This is a genomic window from Rhodovarius lipocyclicus (genome assembly GCF_009900765.1).
Classification (GTDB): Bacteria; Pseudomonadota; Alphaproteobacteria; order Acetobacterales; family Acetobacteraceae; genus Rhodovarius; species Rhodovarius lipocyclicus.
Map to the genome: position 1 here is coordinate 160,834 of NZ_JAAABL010000002.1, position 16,557 is coordinate 177,390.

Here is a 16,557-nt window from a genome sequence, read left to right on the forward strand (position 1 = left end):
TGGCAAGCATGCGGCGAACGGTTTTCACCGCCAGGCCTTTTGGGGGATCACCCATGTCACTGCGCGTTGCGGTCCAGATGGACCCGATCGAGAGCATCAACATCGACGGCGACAGCACCTTCGCCATGATGCTGGAAGCCCAGAAGCGCGGCCATATGCTGTGGCACTATCACGTGCGCAACCTGTCGCTGCGGGCCGGCCGCGTGGTGGCCTGGGGCCACCCGGTGGAGGTGCGGCGCGAGAAGGGCAACCATTTCACCCTGGGCGCCCCGGTCGAACTGGACCTGGGCACGGATGTGGACGTGGTGCTGATGCGCCAGGACCCGCCCTTCGACATGGCCTATATCACCGCCACCCACATCCTGGAGCACATCCACCCCAAGACCCTGGTGGTGAATGACCCGGCCCATGTGCGCAACGCCCCGGAAAAGCTGTTCGTCACGCACTTCCCGGAGCTGATGCCCGAGACCCTGATCACGACCAACATGGCTGAGATCGGCAGGTTCCGCGCCAAGCACGGCGACATCATCGTGAAGCCGCTGTTCGGCAATGGCGGCGCCGGCGTGTTCCATCTGAAGCCCGAGGACCCGAACCTGGGCGCGCTGATGGAAATGTTCACCGAGCGCTCGCGCGAGCCGGTGATGGTGCAGCAATACCTGCCCGCCGTGCGCCAGGGCGACAAGCGGGTCATTCTGATCGATGGCGAGGTGCTGGGCGCCATCAACCGCGTGCCAGCGGCCGGCGAGGCCCGCAGCAACATGCATGTCGGCGGCCGCCCCGAACCCACCACCCTGACCGACCGCGAGCGCGAGATCTGCGCCCGCATCGGTCCGGCCCTGCGGGAGCGCGGGCTGATCTTCGTCGGCATCGACGTGATCGGCGGCTACCTGACGGAGATCAACGTGACCTCCCCCACCGGCCTGCAGGAGCTGGCGCGTTTCGACGGCATCCAGCTGGAACGCAACATCTGGGACGTGATCGAGGCGAAGCGGGCTTAACCCCCGCACCCCTTGACGCTGGCCCTCCGGGAGCGCACCTCCGCCCCCGGAGGGCCATACGGAGAAGACGATGCGCCTAGTCACCACAGCCTTGTTCGCCGCGGCCTTGGCCGCTGGCATCACCCCCGTCGCCCGAGCCCAGGAGGCGGGGGATGCGGAAGCCGGCCGCCGGGTGTTCGCCCAGTGCCGCGCCTGCCATCTGATCGACAACAGCACCCGCAACGGGGTGGGGCCGAACCTCTACGAGATCTGGGGCCGCCGCGCGGGCCTGCGTGAGGGCTTCCGCTACTCCGCCAACCTGCAGGAACGCGCCGCCGCCGGGCTGACCTGGGATGAGGCGACCCTGCGTGCCTATGTGGCGAACCCCAAGGCGGTGCTGCCCCAGGGTTCCATGACCTTCGCCGGCCTGCGGAACCCGGAGCAGATCAACAACCTGATGGCCTATCTGCAGGAAGCCACCCGGCCCCAGCCGTAAGCCGCCGCTACCCCAGATGCCGGGCCAGGAATTCCAGGCTCCGGCTCTGGGCCAGCGCGTAGTCCGGGGCGGAGTAGCTGGCGCGCTCGTCGCAGCCGAAGCCATGCAGGGCGCCCGGATAGACGAACACTTCCACCCCAGGCTGCGCGGCGCGGATGGCCTCCACATCGCTCAGCGGGATGGAGCTGTCCTTCTCGCCGAAATGCAGTTGCACGGGGCAGCCCGCCACTTCCTCCTTCGCGGCGGCGATGCCGCCGCCATACCAGCCCACGCTGGCCGAGAAGGCGGCGCTGCGCGTGGCGCCATGCCAGGCGACGGTGCCGCCCCAGCAATAGCCGATGATGCCCCGCTTCACCCCGGCCGGCAGGGCGCCGGCGGCGGCCAGCACATCCAGCAGCGTGCTGCCGGCATCGATGCCCGCCCGCAGGTCGCGGCCGCGCGCCACGTCATCGGGCGTATAGCCCAGGGAGACGCCGCGTTCCTTGCGGTCGAACAAGGCGGGGGCGATCACGGCATAGCCCTCGGCCGCGAAGCGGTCCGCCACGTTGCGGATGTGGCTGTTCACGCCGAAAATCTCCTGCACCACGACCAGCGCGCGTTTCGCACTGGCAGGGCCGGCCACATAGGCGCTGAGCTGATGGCCATCGGCGGCGGTGATGGTGATGTCCGGCATGGTGGGCTCCCTCGGTGACCGCTATGCTGCGAACGTGACCGAGATTTTCAACCTCAACAAGCTGCGCAAGGCGCGCGCGAAGCAGGATGCGGAGCGTGAAGCCGCGGCCAACCGCGTGGCCTTCGGCCGCACCCGCGCCGAGAAGCAGGCCGACCGCGAGGCCGAGGCGCGCCGCGCCCGGATGCTGGACGGCCGCCGCCTGGACGACACGCCCGACAAGAGCTGAACATGCCCGTCATCCGCCATATCCTGCCGGGCTTTCCGCCCAGCGCCTCGCCTTCTCCGCATGCGACGGAGGTGGATGGCTTCGTTTATCTCACCGGCCAGTTCCCGCGTGACCTCGATGCGCCCGACGCCCCGTTCCCGGAGGGCATCACGGCACAGACGCAGGCCACGCTGCGCAACATGGCGCGCGTGCTCAAGGCGCTGGGGCTGGGGTGGGAGAACCTGGTCTCCATGCGCGTGTTCCTGACGGATTTCGCGCGGGACTATGAGGCGATGAATGCCGCCTATGGCGGCATCATTCCGGTGGATTGCCGGCCGGTGCGCACCTGTGTGGGCGTCACGGCGCTGGTGCGCGGCGCGTTGATCGAAATGGATTGCGTGGCCAGGCGATAGGGAAGGGGGGCCGCCCCTTCCCCTGCCGGTTCAGCCCTTCTTGGCCAGATAGGCGTCGAAGAACGGCGTGCGGCGCAGGATGCGGTTTTCCATCTTCACCAGCACATCGGCCTCGGCCGCGGCTTTCACATATTCGCCCCATTTCGGGTCGGCGGCCATGGCGTTGCGGCGGCGCTCGCGGTCACCCTGGTCGGTGTAGCCCCACTGGTGGACCACGGTGTTCAGCGCGCCTTCCACCGTCGTGTACCAGCCCAGGCAGTTTTCCAGATACTGGAGCTGCAGCGGCCAGGCTTTTTCCTCATAGATTTTGAGGAAGACAGGCAGCTTGTTCGGCTTGCAGGTGTAGATGCGCAGATCGACGATCATCGGGTATCCCCCCTCTGGCCCGGTGGCCCGGGCATTACGACCCGCGCATCCTTGTCCCGGTTCTACTGGATGTCCACGGGCACCAGGTCCTGGAACCAGGACTGCACGCTGGTGAAGCCGCGCACCCGGCGGCTCATCGCGCGCGGGTTCAGGTCATGCACGATGTAGAGCCAGGGGGGATTGTCCACGAGGCGCGCATGCGCCTCGGCGTAGGCGGCATTCGCCTCCGCCGGGGTGCGCGCGGCTTCCAGCCGGGCGAAGGCGGCCTCGAAGGCGTCATCCTGCCATTGCGGCCAGTTGAAGCCATTGGGCGGCCGGAAGGCATTGAGGAAATAGCGCGCCATCACCGACGGGTCGGAGGACGGGCTGGACGGGTTCAACGACTGCACGTTCTGGATCACCGCGCCGCCCGGCGGCGTGCGGGTGGCCACGAGCAGGTTGGACCAGTCCGTCACCTCGAAGCTGACATTCACGCCGCAGGCCTCGCGCAGGTTCTGCTGCATGTATTCGTTCATGGGCAGCGGCAGCATCTGGCCGGAGCCCGAGGCACTGATCATCACCCGGAAGCTCAGCGGGCGCTGGGCGTTGTACCCGGCTTCAGCCAGCAGGGCGCGGCCGCGCGCGGGGTCGAAGCGATAGCGGTTCTGCGGGGTGCCGAAGTTCGGGTCATTCGGCTTCAGCCAGCCCACGGAGGGCTCGGCCGTGCCGGCCAACAGCTGCACCAACCCGTCGCGGTCCACGCAATAGTTCAATGCTTGGCGGACCCGCACATCCCGGAAGGGCGTGTTGTCACCACCCATCTGGAAGAACCAGGGCCAGACATGCGGGTAGCTGCCCGTGGTGATCTGGAAGCCCGCCGAACGCAGGGACTGGATGGAATCGGGCGGCGGCACCTCGATCCAGTCCACCTGGCCGGAGCGCAGCGCGGCGAGGCGGGTGTTCGCCTCGGGGATCGGCAGCAGCACGATGCGGTCCAGCCGCGCCCGGCGGGAGGTGTCCCAATAGCCGTCGAAGCGGGAGAGTTCCACCGACTGGCGCGGCACGAAGCGGGTGATGCGGAACGGGCCGGTGCCAGCACCGCCGGCGGCGGCGACGCGCGCCCAGTCCCGTCCCGCCGCATCAAAGCTCTGTGGCGAGGTGAACAGGATATAGACCGCCATATAGGGGAAGTAGCTGGCCACCCGGCTGGTGGTCATTTCGATCGTGCGGTCGTCGATCTTCCGATAGCTTTCAAGGATCGTCACGCGGGCGCGGGTGATACCGCTGCCGCCGGCCTCGAACTGTGGCGAGTCATTGCGGAAGTAGCGATCGAGGTTCCAGATCACAGCATCCGCGTTGAACGGCGTGCCATCATGGAAGTTCACGCCCTGGCGCAGGGTGAAGCGCCAGATGCGCGGGTTGGCCGTGTCCTGCTCCCAGCTCTCGGCCAGGCCTGGGCGCAGCGTGGCGGGGCGCGATGCGTCCGTCAGGTCCCACAGGGCCAGCGCCTCGAAGATCGGGTAACCCAGGAAGCGCATGCCTTCGAAGCCGTTGTTCGGCATGCCGGTGGTCGTCGGCACGTCCGAGGCCGTCATGGCGATGCGCAGCGTGCGCTGCTGTGCCTGCGCTGGGGCGCTGACGAGGCCGAGAAGCGCGAGGCTGGCCAGGGCCATCCTTCGTGTCCCGCTATGGAGGAGATGTCTCGTGGCGGAGGTGAAGGATAGCTTCATGGCAGAGCCCTTTCTGCGTGATGTTTCCTCGGGAAAAAAAGGGGGAGGGCCTGCGCCCTCCCCCGGTCCGGCTACTGGAGTTCGACCGTCGTCAGGTCGACGAACCAGCTCTGCGGGCTGACGAAGCCGCGCACCCGGCGGCTCATCGCGCGCGGGTTCAGGTCATGCACGATCCACAGCCAGGGGGCGTCATCCACCACCCGCTCATTCAGGGTGCGCATCAGGGTGGCAATGCGTGCCGGGTCCGTGGCGGTCTCCAGCTCGCTGAAGGCGGTATCGAAGGCCGCGTCGCGCCAATGGCCGGCGTTGGAACCGCGCGGCGTGAAGTTCGCCGAGTAGAACCAGCGCCCCATCTGCGCCGCGTCAGAGGAGACGAGGCTGATGTTCAGAGCATCGGCATTGAGCCAAGCGGGCTGCGTCGGTTCGGCACGCAGGCCGCCCAGCAGCGTGTTCCACTCCACCACCTCATAGTTCACGCGGACGCCGCAATGTTCCTGCAGCTGCTGCTGCAGATACTCGTTCATCGGCAGCGGCAGCATCTGGCCGGAGCCGCTGTTGGAAATGCCGATGCGCAGCGTCAGCGGGCGCTGGGCGTTATAGCCGGCTTCGGCCAGCAGGGCGCGGCCGCGGGCGGCATCCAGCCGGTAGCGGTTCTGCGGCGAGCCGAAATTGGGGTCGTTCGGCTTGAAGAAGCCCACGGAGGGCTCCGCCGTGCCGTTCAGCATCTGCACCATGCCGTCGCGGTCGAAGCAGTAGTTCAGCGCCTGGCGCACCCGCACATCGGCCACCGGGCTGTTGGGTCGGCCGGCGGCGAACACCCAGGGCCAGACATGCGGATAGCTGCCCGTGGTGATCTGGAAGCCCGCCGAACGCAGGGACTGAAGGGCATCGGGCGGCGGCACCTCGATCCAGTCCACCTGGCCGGAACGCAGGGCGGCGAGGCGGGTTGTCGCCTCAGGCATCGGCAGCAGCTGCACGCGGTCCACCTTCGGGCGGCGGGCCGGGTTCCAGTAGGTGTCGTTGCGCGACAGCTCGACCGACTGGCGTGGCACGAAGCGGGTGATGCGGAAGGGGCCGGTGCCGGCGGCGCCCGTGGCGGCGACGCGCGCCCAGTCGCGGCCCGCGGCTTCCCAGCTCTGCGGTGAGGAGAACAGGATCAGCGTGGCCAGATAGGGGAAGTAGGAGACAGGCCGGGCGGTGGTGATTTCCACCGTGCGGTCGTCGATCTTGCGGTAGCCCTCGATGCCCGCGACGCGGCCGCGCGCGATGGCGGCGGTGCCGGCATCGAATTGCGGGGCATCGTTGCGGAAGAAGCGGTCCATGTTCCAGATCACAGCGTCGGCCGTGAAGGGCGTGCCGTCATGGAAGGTCACGCCCTGGCGCAGGGTGAAGCGCCAGGCGCGGGGGTTGGCCGGGTCCTGGGCCCAGCTCTCGGCCAGGCCGGGGCGCAGGCCCGCCGGGCGGGAGGCATCGCTCAGGTCCCAATCCACCAGCGGCTCGAAGATCGGGTAGCCGAGGAAGCGCATCCCCTCATAGCCCTGGGTCGGCATGCCGGTGGTGGTCGGCACATCGGCCGCGGTCATGGCGATGCGCAGAACGCGCGGCTGCTGGGCCTGCGCCGGGGCGGCGGCCAGCAGGGCGCCGACCAGTGCCAGCGCGGCACCGAATTTCTTTTGCATACTGTCTACACTCCAAACTCTACCCCACCATGCAACCAATCCGGACCATGCCGGGGCAACAGGTAATTCCGGTAATTCAGTAAGGTGCGGCAGCGCTCTGCCTGCGGAGTGGGCGAAGGCCCTTCGGGCAGAGCGGCCAGGATGCAGGCCAGCCTCGGCCCGAGCGTGACATGTCAGCGCCGCCGATGGCGGGCCGTCCACCGGGTGAGGGGCGGAGTGCCCCAGGGGCTTCAGTTCGCCGGAGTCGGCGTGCCGCCGGAATGCCCGGACAGGCAGCGCCGCATGAATTCCTTGCGCGCGTCGCCGGTCAGGTTGTTCGTGCGCGCGTCGGTGTTGCACTGGCGCATGCGCTGCTGCTGCGCGGCTTGGGCCTCGGTGGGTTGGCGGGCTGGGCGGGTCTCGGCCACCGCGGGCGAAGCCAGGGCCAGCATGGCCGGAATCAGAAGCAGCGCGCGCATCCCACAACCTCCTGTTGGTGGTGGCAGGATGCGATACAACTTCGTGCCGTTCAATCCGCCCGGATGTTGGCGGCCCGGATCACATCGGCCCAGCGCGCCCGGTCCTCCTGGATCAGGCGGCGGAAACCGGCGGGGCCGTCGAAGATGATCTCCATCGCGTTCTCGGCCATGCGGCGCCGGAAATCCGGATGCTCCGCCACCTGGCGCAGGGCGATTTCCCAGGATTGCAGCACCTGCTCGGACATGCCGCCGGGCCCTGCTACGCCGAACCAGCTGCGCACCTCGAAGCCAGGCAGGGTGGCGGCGATCAATGGCAGGTCCGGCATCAGCGGGCTGGGGCGCGCCGCGCCGTAAGCCAAGGGCCGCAAGCCTCCGTCGCGGATCTGGCCCAGGAATTCCGGCATGTTGCCGAACATCATGTCCACCCGTCCCGCCGTGATCTCCAGAATGGCGGGCGCGCCGCCGCGGAAGGGGACATGCAGCATCTCCACCCCCGCCGCGCGCTGGAACATCGCGCCCGCCAGATGCTGGGAACTGCCATTGCCGGTGCTGGCATAGCTGAGCCGGCCCGGATTGGCGCGGGCGGCGGCGACCACATCCGCCACGCTGCGCAGCGGGCCGTTCGGGCTGACCACCAGCATGTTGTAGACATTGGCGATGCTGGCGATCGGCGTGATGTCGCGATCCACGTCGAAGGGAATGCGCAGGCCGGGGGTCACGGGCATCACCGCCGGCAGGTTCATGGGCACCACAAACACCAGATGCCCGTCCGGATTGCCGCGCGCCACCGCCTCGGCCGCGATCAGGCCGGTGGCGCCGGTGCGGTTCTCCACCACCACGCGCTGGCCGAGCACGGGGGTCAACTGCTCGGCCAGCAGCCGCGCCAGGATGTCGCAGGTGCCGCCCGGGGCGAAGCCGCAGAGCAGCCGCACCTCCCGCTCCGCGCGGAACGGGGCCTGGGCGAAGGCGGGAAAAGCAAGCAGCAATGCCGCCAGCAGGGGGATGATGCGCCTAGACATAGCCGGGGCCCTCGATGGCGGGATGGGCTCGCAGCCAGTCCTCGTCCACTTCCACGCCGATGCCCGGCGTATCGTTGGGCAGTACCGTGCCGTCGGGCCGGATGGACCAGGGCGTGCTGCACATCTCGTCGCGGAACTTGTTGGCGGTGCTGATGTCGGCCTCGAAATACCCGCCATTGTCGATCGCCGCGAGCAGATGGATCGAGGCCGCCTGGTTCACCCCGGTCATGGAGGAATGCGGGTGGAACGGGATCTTGAAGGCGCTGCCCATCGCCGCGATCCGCAGGCATTCCGTGATGCCGCCGGATTTGGACAGATCCCCCTGCCAGATGCGGATCACGCCGTCTTCCAGCACGCGGTTGAATTCATAGCGGGTGAAGTGGTTCTCCCCGGCCGCGAGCGGTGTGCGGCCATATCCCGCCGCCTGGCGATACAGGTGGTGGTCGTAGGCCGGGAAGGGTTCCTCCAGCCACCCGATGGCCAGGGCATCCATCGCCGGCATCACCCGGCGCACATCCTCGATCGTGTAGCCGATATTGGCGTCGGTCAGGATGTCGGCGTCGGGGTAGGCTTTTCGTGTCGCCTCCATGCGAGAGATGTCGGCGGCCACCGTGTCGCCCACGCGCAGTTTCACGGCGCGATAGCCCGCCGCCATGTGCGGCGCCATTTCGGCCAGCAGGGCCGAGGGCTCCTGGTATCCCAGCGCCACGCCACCGGCATAGGCGGGAATGGCGCGCCGCGCGCCGCCCAGCAGCCTGTAGAGCGGCCAGCCGGCCGCCTTGCCGCGAATATCCCACAGCGCCATGTCGATGCCGCTCATGGCCAGCGAGGCGCCGGCGCCCATCCCATGGGAGGCCAGCTGATACTTGTACATCCGTGCCCAGAGGCCGGTGGTGTCCAGCGCGTCCTGCCCCAGCAGCAACTGGCGCAGCGTGGTTTCGATCAGCCGTGCCACGGCGGTATGGGCGCGGCCGTGATGGGCCTCTCCCCAGCCGCTGATGCCGTCCTCCGTGGTGATTTTCACCATGACGGCATCGCGCTTCACCGCCTGGCCGATGCCGAGCTTCGGACCGCCCTTGGGCAACGGAAAGCTGGTTGGATAGGCTTTCACTTCGACGATTTTCATGGGTGCTGACATCCTCCCGGGGGTGGGCCCCCGTTGTTGCGCGCGGCCTTGTGGCCCCGCATTTGCTTAGTCGTTTACCTGGCGGGCAGCGTGGCATCCCATGACCCGGCCTGCAACCAGGAGAAAACGATGGAAGAACCGGCACTGGTGCCCCCCACCATGGAGCAGATCGCGCGCTGGCAAGGCGTGCAACTGCCCAATGCCACGGCACGTCACGGTCTCGGTGAGATGCAGGGGCTGATCGACGCCATGGCGAAGCTGCGCGGCACGATGGTGTTCGAGGACGAGCCCAGCAGCTTCGAAGCCGCCCTGCGCGACTGCAAGGAGCAGGAGGCATGAGCGCCCTCACCTCCCTCTCCATGACCGAGGCCGCGGATGCCGTGGCGCGCGGCGAAGTCACCTCCGAGGCATTGGTCGAGGCCTGCCTGGCCCGCATCGCCGCCCATGATGGCGGCGTGAACGCGGTGATCCGCCTGGATGCCGAGGAAGCCCGCGCAGCGGCCCGCGCTGTCGATCAGGCACGCGCCGCCGGCAAGATCCTGGGGCCCCTGGCCGGCGTGCCGATGATGCACAAGGACATGTATTACCGTGCCGGCAAGGTCAGCACCTGTGGCAGCAAGATCCGCAAGGATTTCGTGCCCAAGGTCACGGCCACCGTGCTGAACCGGCTGGATGATGCCGGCGCCGTGGACATGGGCACGCTGAACATGGCGGAGTTTGCTCAGAACCCCACTGGCCACAACGCGCATTTCGGCCACTGCCACAATCCCTGGAGCCTGCCCTACTGCACCGGTGGTTCTTCCTCGGGTTCGGGTGCGTCGGTGGCGGCGCGTTTCGTGTTCGCCGCGTTGGGTTCGGATACGGGTGGCTCCATCCGCCTGCCGGCGACCATCTGCGGCGTGACCGGGCTGAAGGGCACCCAGACCCGGGTGCCGCGCACCGGCGTGATGCCGCTCTCCTTCTCCGCCGACAATGTGGGCCCGCTGGTGCGCACGGCGCGCGATGCCGCGCGCTTCCTGAAGGTGACGGCCGGGCCCTGCCCGAAGGACCCGACCAGCGCGAAGGAGCCCGTGCCCGATTATGAGGCCGCGCTGACCGGCAGCATCGCCGGGCTGAAGATCGCGGTGGTGGAGGACTGGTTCCTCGACGGGATCGACCCCGAGGTGCTCAAGACCTTCGAGGCGGCGCTCGACGTGCTGAAGGGGCTGGGCGCCAGCGTCACCCGCATCGCCGTGCCGGAGATGGCGGCGATCGGCACCTACACGGCGCTCGTCTCCCGCTCCGAGGGCGCGGCCATCCATGCCAACTGGATGCGCGAATACCCGCAGGACTACGCGGTGCACCTGAACGCCCGGCTCTATGGCGGCTATTCCCTGCCGGCGACCTTCTACATCGAGGCGCTGTCCCGCCGGGGGCCATTGCTGCGGGCGTTCTGCGAGCGGGCGCTGACGCCGTATCACCTGGTCGCCACGCCCACGCTGCGCATCAAGGTGCCGACGCTGGCGGAGACGGACATCGATGTGGACCCCGCCAACTGGGATCGCTTCATGGGCGTCTCGGCGAACACCCGGCCCTTCAACTACCTGGGCCTGCCGACCTTGAGCGTGCCTTGCGGTTTCGACAGCAATGGCCTGCCGATCGGCCTGCAACTCTCTGCCCGGCCCTTTGCCGAGGCACGGGTGCTGCAGGCAGGCGATGCCTTCCAGCGCGTGACGGACTGGCACAAGCGCGAACCGGTCCTGTGACCTGACGGCGAGGGGCCTGGCCCCTCGCCACTTCCGGTACGCCATGTCACGCTATTCCTTACCTCCAGGGAGTTGATGCCGATGGCCGAGTTGGCGCCGGATGCAGAGATCGGGCTGATGCCCGCGACCCAGCTGGCCGCGAAGATCGCGGCCCGCGAGATTTCGCCGGTGGAGGCCACCCAGGCCATCATCGGCCGGATCCAGCGGCTGGACCCGGAACTGGGTGCCTTCGCGCAGCTTGATGCCGAAGGTGCCATGGCCGCGGCCCGGGAGGCCGAGGCGGCGGTGATGCGCGGCGATCCGCTCGGGCCTCTGCATGGCGTGACGGTCAGTATCAAGGATGTGACGGCGGCCAAGGGCCTGATGCTGGAACGCGGGTCGCTGTCGCATCGCGGAGAGATCGCGGCGGCGGATGCCCCGGTGACGGCCCGGTTGCGGGCGGCCGGGGCGATCATCCTCGGCAAGACCACCACCTCCGAATTCGGCTGGACTGCGGTCAGCCGCAGCCCGGCCAGCGGCATCACCCACAACCCCTGGAAGAAAGGGATGAATGCCGGCGCTTCCTCGGCCGGGGCGGCGGCTGCGGCGGGTGCCGGCTTCGGCGCGCTGCACCAGGGCTCGGACGGTGCCGGATCGGTGCGGCTGCCGGGCCATTTCTCGGGGGTGGTAGGGTTCAAGCCCAGCTTCGGCCGGGTGCCCTACGCGCCGCCGGGCAACAATGATTCCATGAGCCATATTGGCCCGTTGACCCGGGATGTGGCCGATACGGCGCTGATGTTCCATGTCATGTCCGGCCATCATCCGCTGGATTTCACCACGCTGGACGGCGTGCTGGATGCCCGGCCGCAGTCCCTGGTGGGCAGCGTGCGTGGCCTGCGCGTGGCCTACAGCCCCGATCTGGGCGTGGCGCGGGTGGACCCGGAAGTGGCCGCGCTGGTCGCCGCCGCCGCCCGGCGCTTCGAGGCGCTGGGCGCGACGGTGGAGCAGGTGCCCACCCCTTGGGCCGCCCCGGGGCCGGAGATCGCGCGCGGCATGTGGGCCGCGCACATGACGGCCTATGCGCATCTGCTGCCGAAATGGGCGGACCAGATGGACCCTGGCCTGGTGGCCTGCATCCGCTCGGCCCTGGATATGAAGGCCGCCGACTACATGACCCTGCGCGCCCGCAAATACCTGTACGCCATGGCCTGTGCCGAATGGTTCCAGGATTGGGACCTGTTGCTGACCCCCGCGGCCTCCGTCGCCGCCTTCCCGGTGGAGCGCCTGGCCCCTGAACATTGGCCGGAACCCGAATGGGATTGGCTGAGCTGGGCGGAGTTCAGCCATCCCTTCAACATGGCGCAGAACCCCGCGATCTCGGTGCCCTGCGGGTTGACGGCCGATGGCCTGCCGGTGGGAGTGCAGATTGTGGGCCGCAAGCTGGATGATCTGGGGGTGCTGCGGGCGGCCCTGGCCTTCGAAGCCGCGGAACCCTGGACGGATTCCCCCGCTCCGGCGGCCTTCGGTTAGGACTATCCACCGTTTCCGGGGGCTTGACTCGGTGTTTGTCCACAGAAATCTGATTCGGCCCCCTTCCCACCGCTTGTGTTCCCCGGCCGCCTTCCCCTACCGTATCTAGTGTCAGGGGAAGCTGAAGGGGGCCACATATGGACTGGACCGTGGAAGCCATCGACCGGCTTCGTGCCCTTTGGTCTGAGGGGCACAGTACTGCCGAGATCGGTCGTCGCATGGGCGTTTCGAAGAATGCGGTAGTGGGCAAGGCGCACCGGCTGAATCTGCCGGCTCGTCCCAGCCCCATCCGCCGTGATGCGGCGATGCCGCCCAAGCCGGCGCCCGCGCGCCGGCACACGCTGCCGCCGTTGCGCGCCGCTCTGCGGGAACCCCCGCCGATCCTGCGCCGGCCTGAGCCGCAGCCGGGCGTGCCCACCGCGGCTACCTCGCCGTTGTCGGTGCCTGTGCGCCCCGTCGCACCGGTGGCCGTGGCCCCGGTGGTGGAGCGCCCCATCGCCCGTGCGCCGCAGCCCGCACCGCGGCCTTTTGGCTCCATGAGCGCCAAGAGCTGCTGCTGGCCGATCGGTGAGCCTGGCACCAAGGGCTTCACCTTCTGCACGGCGGTGTCCATGGCGGGCAAGCCGTATTGCCAGGAGCACGCGGCGATCGCCTATGTCCGCGTGAAGGACAAGCGCGAGGACGCCGCCTGATGCGGCCACTGCCCGAGCGGGGCTACGGCTACGCGCCTGGAGTGTTCCAATACTCCTGTGGTGTGGCCGCCCTGCCGGGCTTCCGGCTGGAGCGTGCCCGCTTTCGCAAGCCGGTGCCGCTGGCCGAGGGCTTTGCCCGGATCAAGGCCCATATGACGGCGCTGGGCGTTCCTCTCACGGCCTTCGCAGCCTGTGAGCTGCGTAGCCCGGCCCCCTTCACCGAGGACGGCTTCGCCGCCTTCAACCGCATCTATGCGGGCACCTTGCAGGAATGGGGTGTCTTCATCGGTGAGGAGAACCCGGTGGCGCGCAGCAATGTCTGCCCTGAGGTTTCCCCGCCCGCTGAGCCGGGCTTTCATGCCTTCACCTACGCGGTGCCGGATGTCTCGGCGGGCACCAGCTTCGTCATCGCCGGCAATGGCGAGGCGAAGGAGGGTGGCGCCACCTATCGCGAAAGCGTCGTGGCCTATGGCGATACCTCGCCGGCCGGGCTTTCCGCGAAATGCGCCCATGTCATGACCGAGATGGAACGCCGGATGCAGACGCTCGGCGTTTGGTACGACACGGCGACGGCGGTGAACCTCTATACGGTGTTCGACCCGCACCCGATCCTGGCACAGGAGATTCTGGGCCGTGGCGCGCCCGCGCTTGGCCTGGAATGGCACTTCTGCCGCCCGCCCATCGAAGGGCTGGACTGGGAGATGGATTGCCGCGGCATCCCCAAGGAATTGGTGCTGTAATCCCGGGGGGGGGAATGGGCGCAACAGGGATCGAACCTGTGACCCCCACCGTGTCAAGGTGGTGCTCTACCGCTGAGCTATGCGCCCGGAATGCGGGCGTGATTAGCGTGGTCCGGCAGGGTGCACAAGGGTGGGGGCGCATATTCCGGTGGTGACATTGTGCATCGGCTGAGGCCAAACTCTCTCCAGCCGATGGATATGAACACCGCCACGCAGGAGCTTCTGGCTCCGCATCCCGCCCTTGCCGCCGACAGCACGGCTTTCAGCCTGTTGCGGCCTGTCCGTGCGCTCAGCCCGGTGATTTTCGCTTCTGCACATTCCGGCCGGGATTACCCCGCCGACTTTGTCGCGGCGGCCCGGCTGGACCCCGTGGCGCTTCGCCGGTCGGAGGATTGTTTCGTCGACCAACTGTTCGCCGCGGCCCCGGAACTGGGGGCGCCCCTGCTGCTGGCGCATTTTCCGCGGGCCTATTGCGATGCCAACCGCGAACCATGGGAACTCGACCCCGCCATGTTCGAGGGCACGTTGCCGCCCTGGGTGAACAGTGCCAGTGCCCGCGTGGGGGCTGGGCTGGGGACCATCGCCCGGGTGGTCTCGACCGGGGAGCCCATCTATCGCGGCAAGCTGCCCTTCGCGGAAGCTGAGGCCCGGGTGCGAGGGTGCTGGCAGCCCTATCACGCGGCGCTGGCGGCGCTGATCGCAGAAACCCGGGCCCAGTTCGGCACCTGCATCCTGATCGACTGCCACTCCATGCCCAGCGCGCCCACGGTGTATGGCCCCCTGCCGGACATGGTGCTGGGGGATGCCCATGGCACCACCTGCGCGCCGCGCATCACGCGCATCGTGGAGCAGTCGCTGGGCGGCTTCGGTTATCGCCTGGCGCGCAATGATCCGTATGCGGGGGGGTATGTCACCCGCCATTACGGCCGCCCGCGAGAGGGCGTGCATGTGCTGCAGCTGGAAATGTCGCGCAAGCTGTACATGGATGAGCAACGCATCGAGCCCAATGCCGGTATGGAGCGCCTGTGCGTGGACATACGGCGGCTGATCGCGGAATTGATCGGGGTGGACTGGGGCTTTCTGCGGTAGCCGGCTGATTCAGCCAGCCAGGGCAGCCCAGAGCATCTTCATTCCCACCAACCCCATGAAGCCGGCAAAGCCGCGCCGCAGCAGTACGGGCGGTAAGCGATGGGCCATCCGGGCGCCCAGCGGAGTGGCGAGAAGGGCCACAGGAAGCACGATCGCCACAACAAGCAGATCGAGGTATCCCACCCCGTAGAGCGGGCGCCCCGGGGCATCCAGCCCCGCCCAGATCAGGCCAAGCGTCGCGGGTGCGGCGATCAATACACCGAAGCCGCTTCCCAGAGCCACCGCAGGTCCGATCGGTGAGCCGAACAGCACCAGGGCCGGCACACCCAAGGTGCCACCGCCCACGCCCATCATGGCGGAAACCCCGCCGACGATGGCCGAGATCAGGGCGCGCCAAGGTTCGGGCGGCAGGGCATGCGCCATATGGGGGTGGGCGCCAGCCAGGCCGAGCCAGCAAGCGACTGCCAGGGCCACGACACCGAATACCGCCTGCAATACGCCGGCGGGCAGCACTGTGGCGCCCCAGCATCCCAGCATCACGCCGGCCAACATGCCCGGTGCCAGAGCCTTCAGCAGCTTCATGTCCAGCGCACCACGTCGCGCATGGGCGATCATGGCCAGCGCCGAAGTGGGCACCGTGACGGCCAGCGCAACGGCCAGAGCCACCTTCATCTGGCTGTCTGGCGTGACGCCTGGCGTCAGCGGCAGCGCGACCATCACAGGTACCAGCACCACACCGACACCCAGGCCGAACAGCCCGGCCAGGAAGCCGCCGGCTGCCCCGGCCAGCGCAAGGGCAGCACCCAGCGCCGCCAGTTCCATCAGGCGAACAGGCTGTAGAACATCCGCGCGCTGGTCACCGCCAGGAAGATGGCGAAGGCCCGCTTCAGCCACAGCGGCGGAATGGTGTGGGCGAGCGTGACGCCCCAGGGCGTGGCGATGATGGAACTCGGCACGATCAGCGCGAAGCCGATCAGGCTCACCCAACCCAGCGAATAGGGCGGGCGCCCTTCGGCGCCGATGCCTGCCAGGATCAGCCCGATCGTGGCGGGCACGGAGATGATCAGACCAAAGGCCGAGGCGGTGGAGACCGCCGCTCGGATCGGCGCACCGAACATGGTCATGATCGGCACGCCCACCGTGCCGCCACCAATGCCCATGACGGCGGAGAAGGTGCCGATCGCCGCCGCGATACCGGCCCGCGGGGCGCCTGTCGGCATCTGGTCGCGCAGGCGGAATTCCGTGCCCGTCAGGCCCATGTTCAGCGCCACCAGCAGCGCCACGCAGGCGAAGATGAAGGACAGGGTCGGCCCCTTCAGCCAAACGGCCAGCCAGGTGCCCACCAGCACGCCCAGGAACATCGGGATGGCCATGCTGCGCAACAGGGACACATCCATGGTGCCCTTGGCGAAATGCTTGCGGGCCGAGATGATGGAGGTGGGAATGATGGTCGCGAGCGAGGTGGCCACAGCGACCTTCATCTGCGTCGCCTCGGGGATGCCCAGCAGAGGCAGTACATAGAACAGCACCGGCACGATCACGATGCCCCCGCCGACACCCAGCAGCCCCGCCAGCACGCCGGAGACGAGCCCCGTCGCCATCATCGCGGCAGCCATGCCCAGCAACCACATCACGCTATGTTCCATAAGGCCCCTGCCTTC

At 68.3% G+C, this 16,557-nt stretch carries 19 protein-coding genes and 1 tRNA gene; 10 read left to right on the top strand and 10 right to left on the bottom strand.

All coding sequences use genetic code 11. The annotated features are described in order from the left end of the window. The first annotated feature begins 53 nt into the window (after positions 1-53). Both gshB and GT007_RS03635 read left to right on the top strand, forming a co-directional pair. Positions 54-998, top strand: coding sequence for a glutathione synthase (gene gshB / locus GT007_RS03630; RefSeq protein ID WP_160120203.1), 945 nt, complete (start codon positions 54-56; stop codon positions 996-998). A gap of 70 nt (positions 999-1,068) precedes the next feature. Continuing rightward, positions 1,069-1,473, top strand: a complete 405-nt coding sequence (locus GT007_RS03635) for a c-type cytochrome (RefSeq protein ID WP_160120204.1) — start codon at positions 1,069-1,071, stop codon at positions 1,471-1,473. A gap of 7 nt (positions 1,474-1,480) precedes the next feature. Here the strand turns inward: GT007_RS03635 and GT007_RS03640 are convergent, their stop codons facing one another. Further along, positions 1,481-2,146: a dienelactone hydrolase family protein gene (locus tag GT007_RS03640; protein WP_160120205.1), complete on the bottom strand. Its 666-nt coding sequence runs from the start codon at positions 2,144-2,146 to the stop codon at positions 1,481-1,483. Between GT007_RS03640 and GT007_RS03645 the strand changes: the two genes are divergently transcribed. Then, positions 2,136-2,372, top strand: a complete 237-nt coding sequence (locus GT007_RS03645) for a DUF4169 family protein (protein WP_236571481.1) — start codon at positions 2,136-2,138, stop codon at positions 2,370-2,372. The genes GT007_RS03640 and GT007_RS03645 overlap by 11 nt on opposite strands. Before the next feature lie 2 nt (positions 2,373-2,374). Next, entirely contained in the window at positions 2,375-2,764 is a 390-nt protein-coding gene (locus tag GT007_RS03650; RefSeq protein WP_160120206.1) for a RidA family protein, read from the top strand. A 30-nt stretch (positions 2,765-2,794) separates the two neighbouring features. On the opposite strand, the gene GT007_RS03655 is transcribed toward GT007_RS03650, so the two are convergent. From GT007_RS03655 to GT007_RS03680, 6 genes are all read right to left on the bottom strand, one after another. Continuing rightward, a complete protein-coding gene (locus GT007_RS03655) occupies positions 2,795-3,130 on the bottom strand; it encodes an NIPSNAP family protein (RefSeq protein WP_160120207.1) in 336 nt (111 codons plus the stop codon). 62 nt (positions 3,131-3,192) lie between these two features. Further along, positions 3,193-4,782, bottom strand: a complete 1,590-nt coding sequence (locus GT007_RS03660; protein WP_201451782.1) for an ABC transporter substrate-binding protein — start codon at positions 4,780-4,782, stop codon at positions 3,193-3,195. Positions 4,783-4,910: 128 nt separating this feature from the next. Then, entirely contained in the window at positions 4,911-6,518 is a 1,608-nt protein-coding gene (locus tag GT007_RS03665) for an ABC transporter substrate-binding protein (protein ID WP_160120209.1), read from the bottom strand. A 230-nt stretch (positions 6,519-6,748) separates the two neighbouring features. Beyond that, entirely contained in the window at positions 6,749-6,976 is a 228-nt protein-coding gene (locus GT007_RS03670) for a PsiF family protein (protein WP_160120210.1), read from the bottom strand. A gap of 50 nt (positions 6,977-7,026) precedes the next feature. Beyond that, the gene (locus GT007_RS03675; RefSeq protein ID WP_160120211.1) at positions 7,027-7,995 is read right to left on the bottom strand and encodes a Bug family tripartite tricarboxylate transporter substrate binding protein; all 969 of its coding nucleotides are present in this window, start codon (positions 7,993-7,995) and stop codon (positions 7,027-7,029) included. Next, the gene (locus GT007_RS03680; RefSeq protein ID WP_160120212.1) at positions 7,988-9,121 is read right to left on the bottom strand and encodes a mandelate racemase/muconate lactonizing enzyme family protein; all 1,134 of its coding nucleotides are present in this window, start codon (positions 9,119-9,121) and stop codon (positions 7,988-7,990) included. The genes GT007_RS03675 and GT007_RS03680 overlap by 8 nt, the downstream gene beginning before the upstream one ends. Before the next feature lie 129 nt (positions 9,122-9,250). Between GT007_RS03680 and GT007_RS03685 the strand changes: the two genes are divergently transcribed. From GT007_RS03685 to cnbZ, 5 genes are all read left to right on the top strand, one after another. Further along, positions 9,251-9,460, top strand: a complete 210-nt coding sequence (locus tag GT007_RS03685) for a hypothetical protein (RefSeq protein ID WP_160120213.1) — start codon at positions 9,251-9,253, stop codon at positions 9,458-9,460. Next, positions 9,457-10,866, top strand: a complete 1,410-nt coding sequence (locus tag GT007_RS03690) for an amidase (RefSeq protein WP_160120214.1) — start codon at positions 9,457-9,459, stop codon at positions 10,864-10,866. Before GT007_RS03685 ends, GT007_RS03690 begins: the two co-directional genes overlap by 4 nt. An 81-nt stretch (positions 10,867-10,947) precedes the next feature. Then, positions 10,948-12,375 (top strand): amidase, encoded by a 1,428-nt coding sequence (locus tag GT007_RS03695; RefSeq protein WP_160120215.1) that lies wholly within the window; start codon positions 10,948-10,950, stop codon positions 12,373-12,375. A 137-nt stretch (positions 12,376-12,512) separates the two neighbouring features. Beyond that, a complete protein-coding gene (locus GT007_RS03700) occupies positions 12,513-13,067 on the top strand; it encodes a GcrA family cell cycle regulator (protein WP_160120216.1) in 555 nt (184 codons plus the stop codon). Next, positions 13,067-13,807 carry a 2-amino-5-chloromuconate deaminase CnbZ gene (cnbZ, locus tag GT007_RS03705; protein WP_201451783.1) on the top strand — a complete coding sequence of 247 codons (741 nt, stop codon included), beginning with the start codon at positions 13,067-13,069 and terminating at the stop codon, positions 13,805-13,807. The genes GT007_RS03700 and cnbZ overlap by 1 nt, the downstream gene beginning before the upstream one ends. Before the next feature lie 15 nt (positions 13,808-13,822). Here the strand turns inward: cnbZ and GT007_RS03710 are convergent. After that, positions 13,823-13,894: transfer RNA gene (locus GT007_RS03710), tRNA-Val, on the bottom strand. 105 nt (positions 13,895-13,999) lie between these two features. On the opposite strand from GT007_RS03710, the gene GT007_RS03715 reads away from it, so the two are divergent. Then, positions 14,000-14,896 carry an N-formylglutamate amidohydrolase gene (locus tag GT007_RS03715; RefSeq protein WP_236571482.1) on the top strand — a complete coding sequence of 299 codons (897 nt, stop codon included), beginning with the start codon at positions 14,000-14,002 and terminating at the stop codon, positions 14,894-14,896. 9 nt (positions 14,897-14,905) lie between these two features. On the opposite strand, the gene GT007_RS03720 is transcribed toward GT007_RS03715, so the two are convergent. After that, positions 14,906-15,718: a sulfite exporter TauE/SafE family protein gene (locus tag GT007_RS03720; RefSeq protein ID WP_160120217.1), complete on the bottom strand. Its 813-nt coding sequence runs from the start codon at positions 15,716-15,718 to the stop codon at positions 14,906-14,908. Beyond that, positions 15,718-16,527 (bottom strand): sulfite exporter TauE/SafE family protein, encoded by an 810-nt coding sequence (locus GT007_RS03725; protein ID WP_236571514.1) that lies wholly within the window; start codon positions 16,525-16,527, stop codon positions 15,718-15,720. Before GT007_RS03725 ends, GT007_RS03720 begins: the two co-directional genes overlap by 1 nt. Positions 16,528-16,557: the final 30 nt, after the last annotated feature.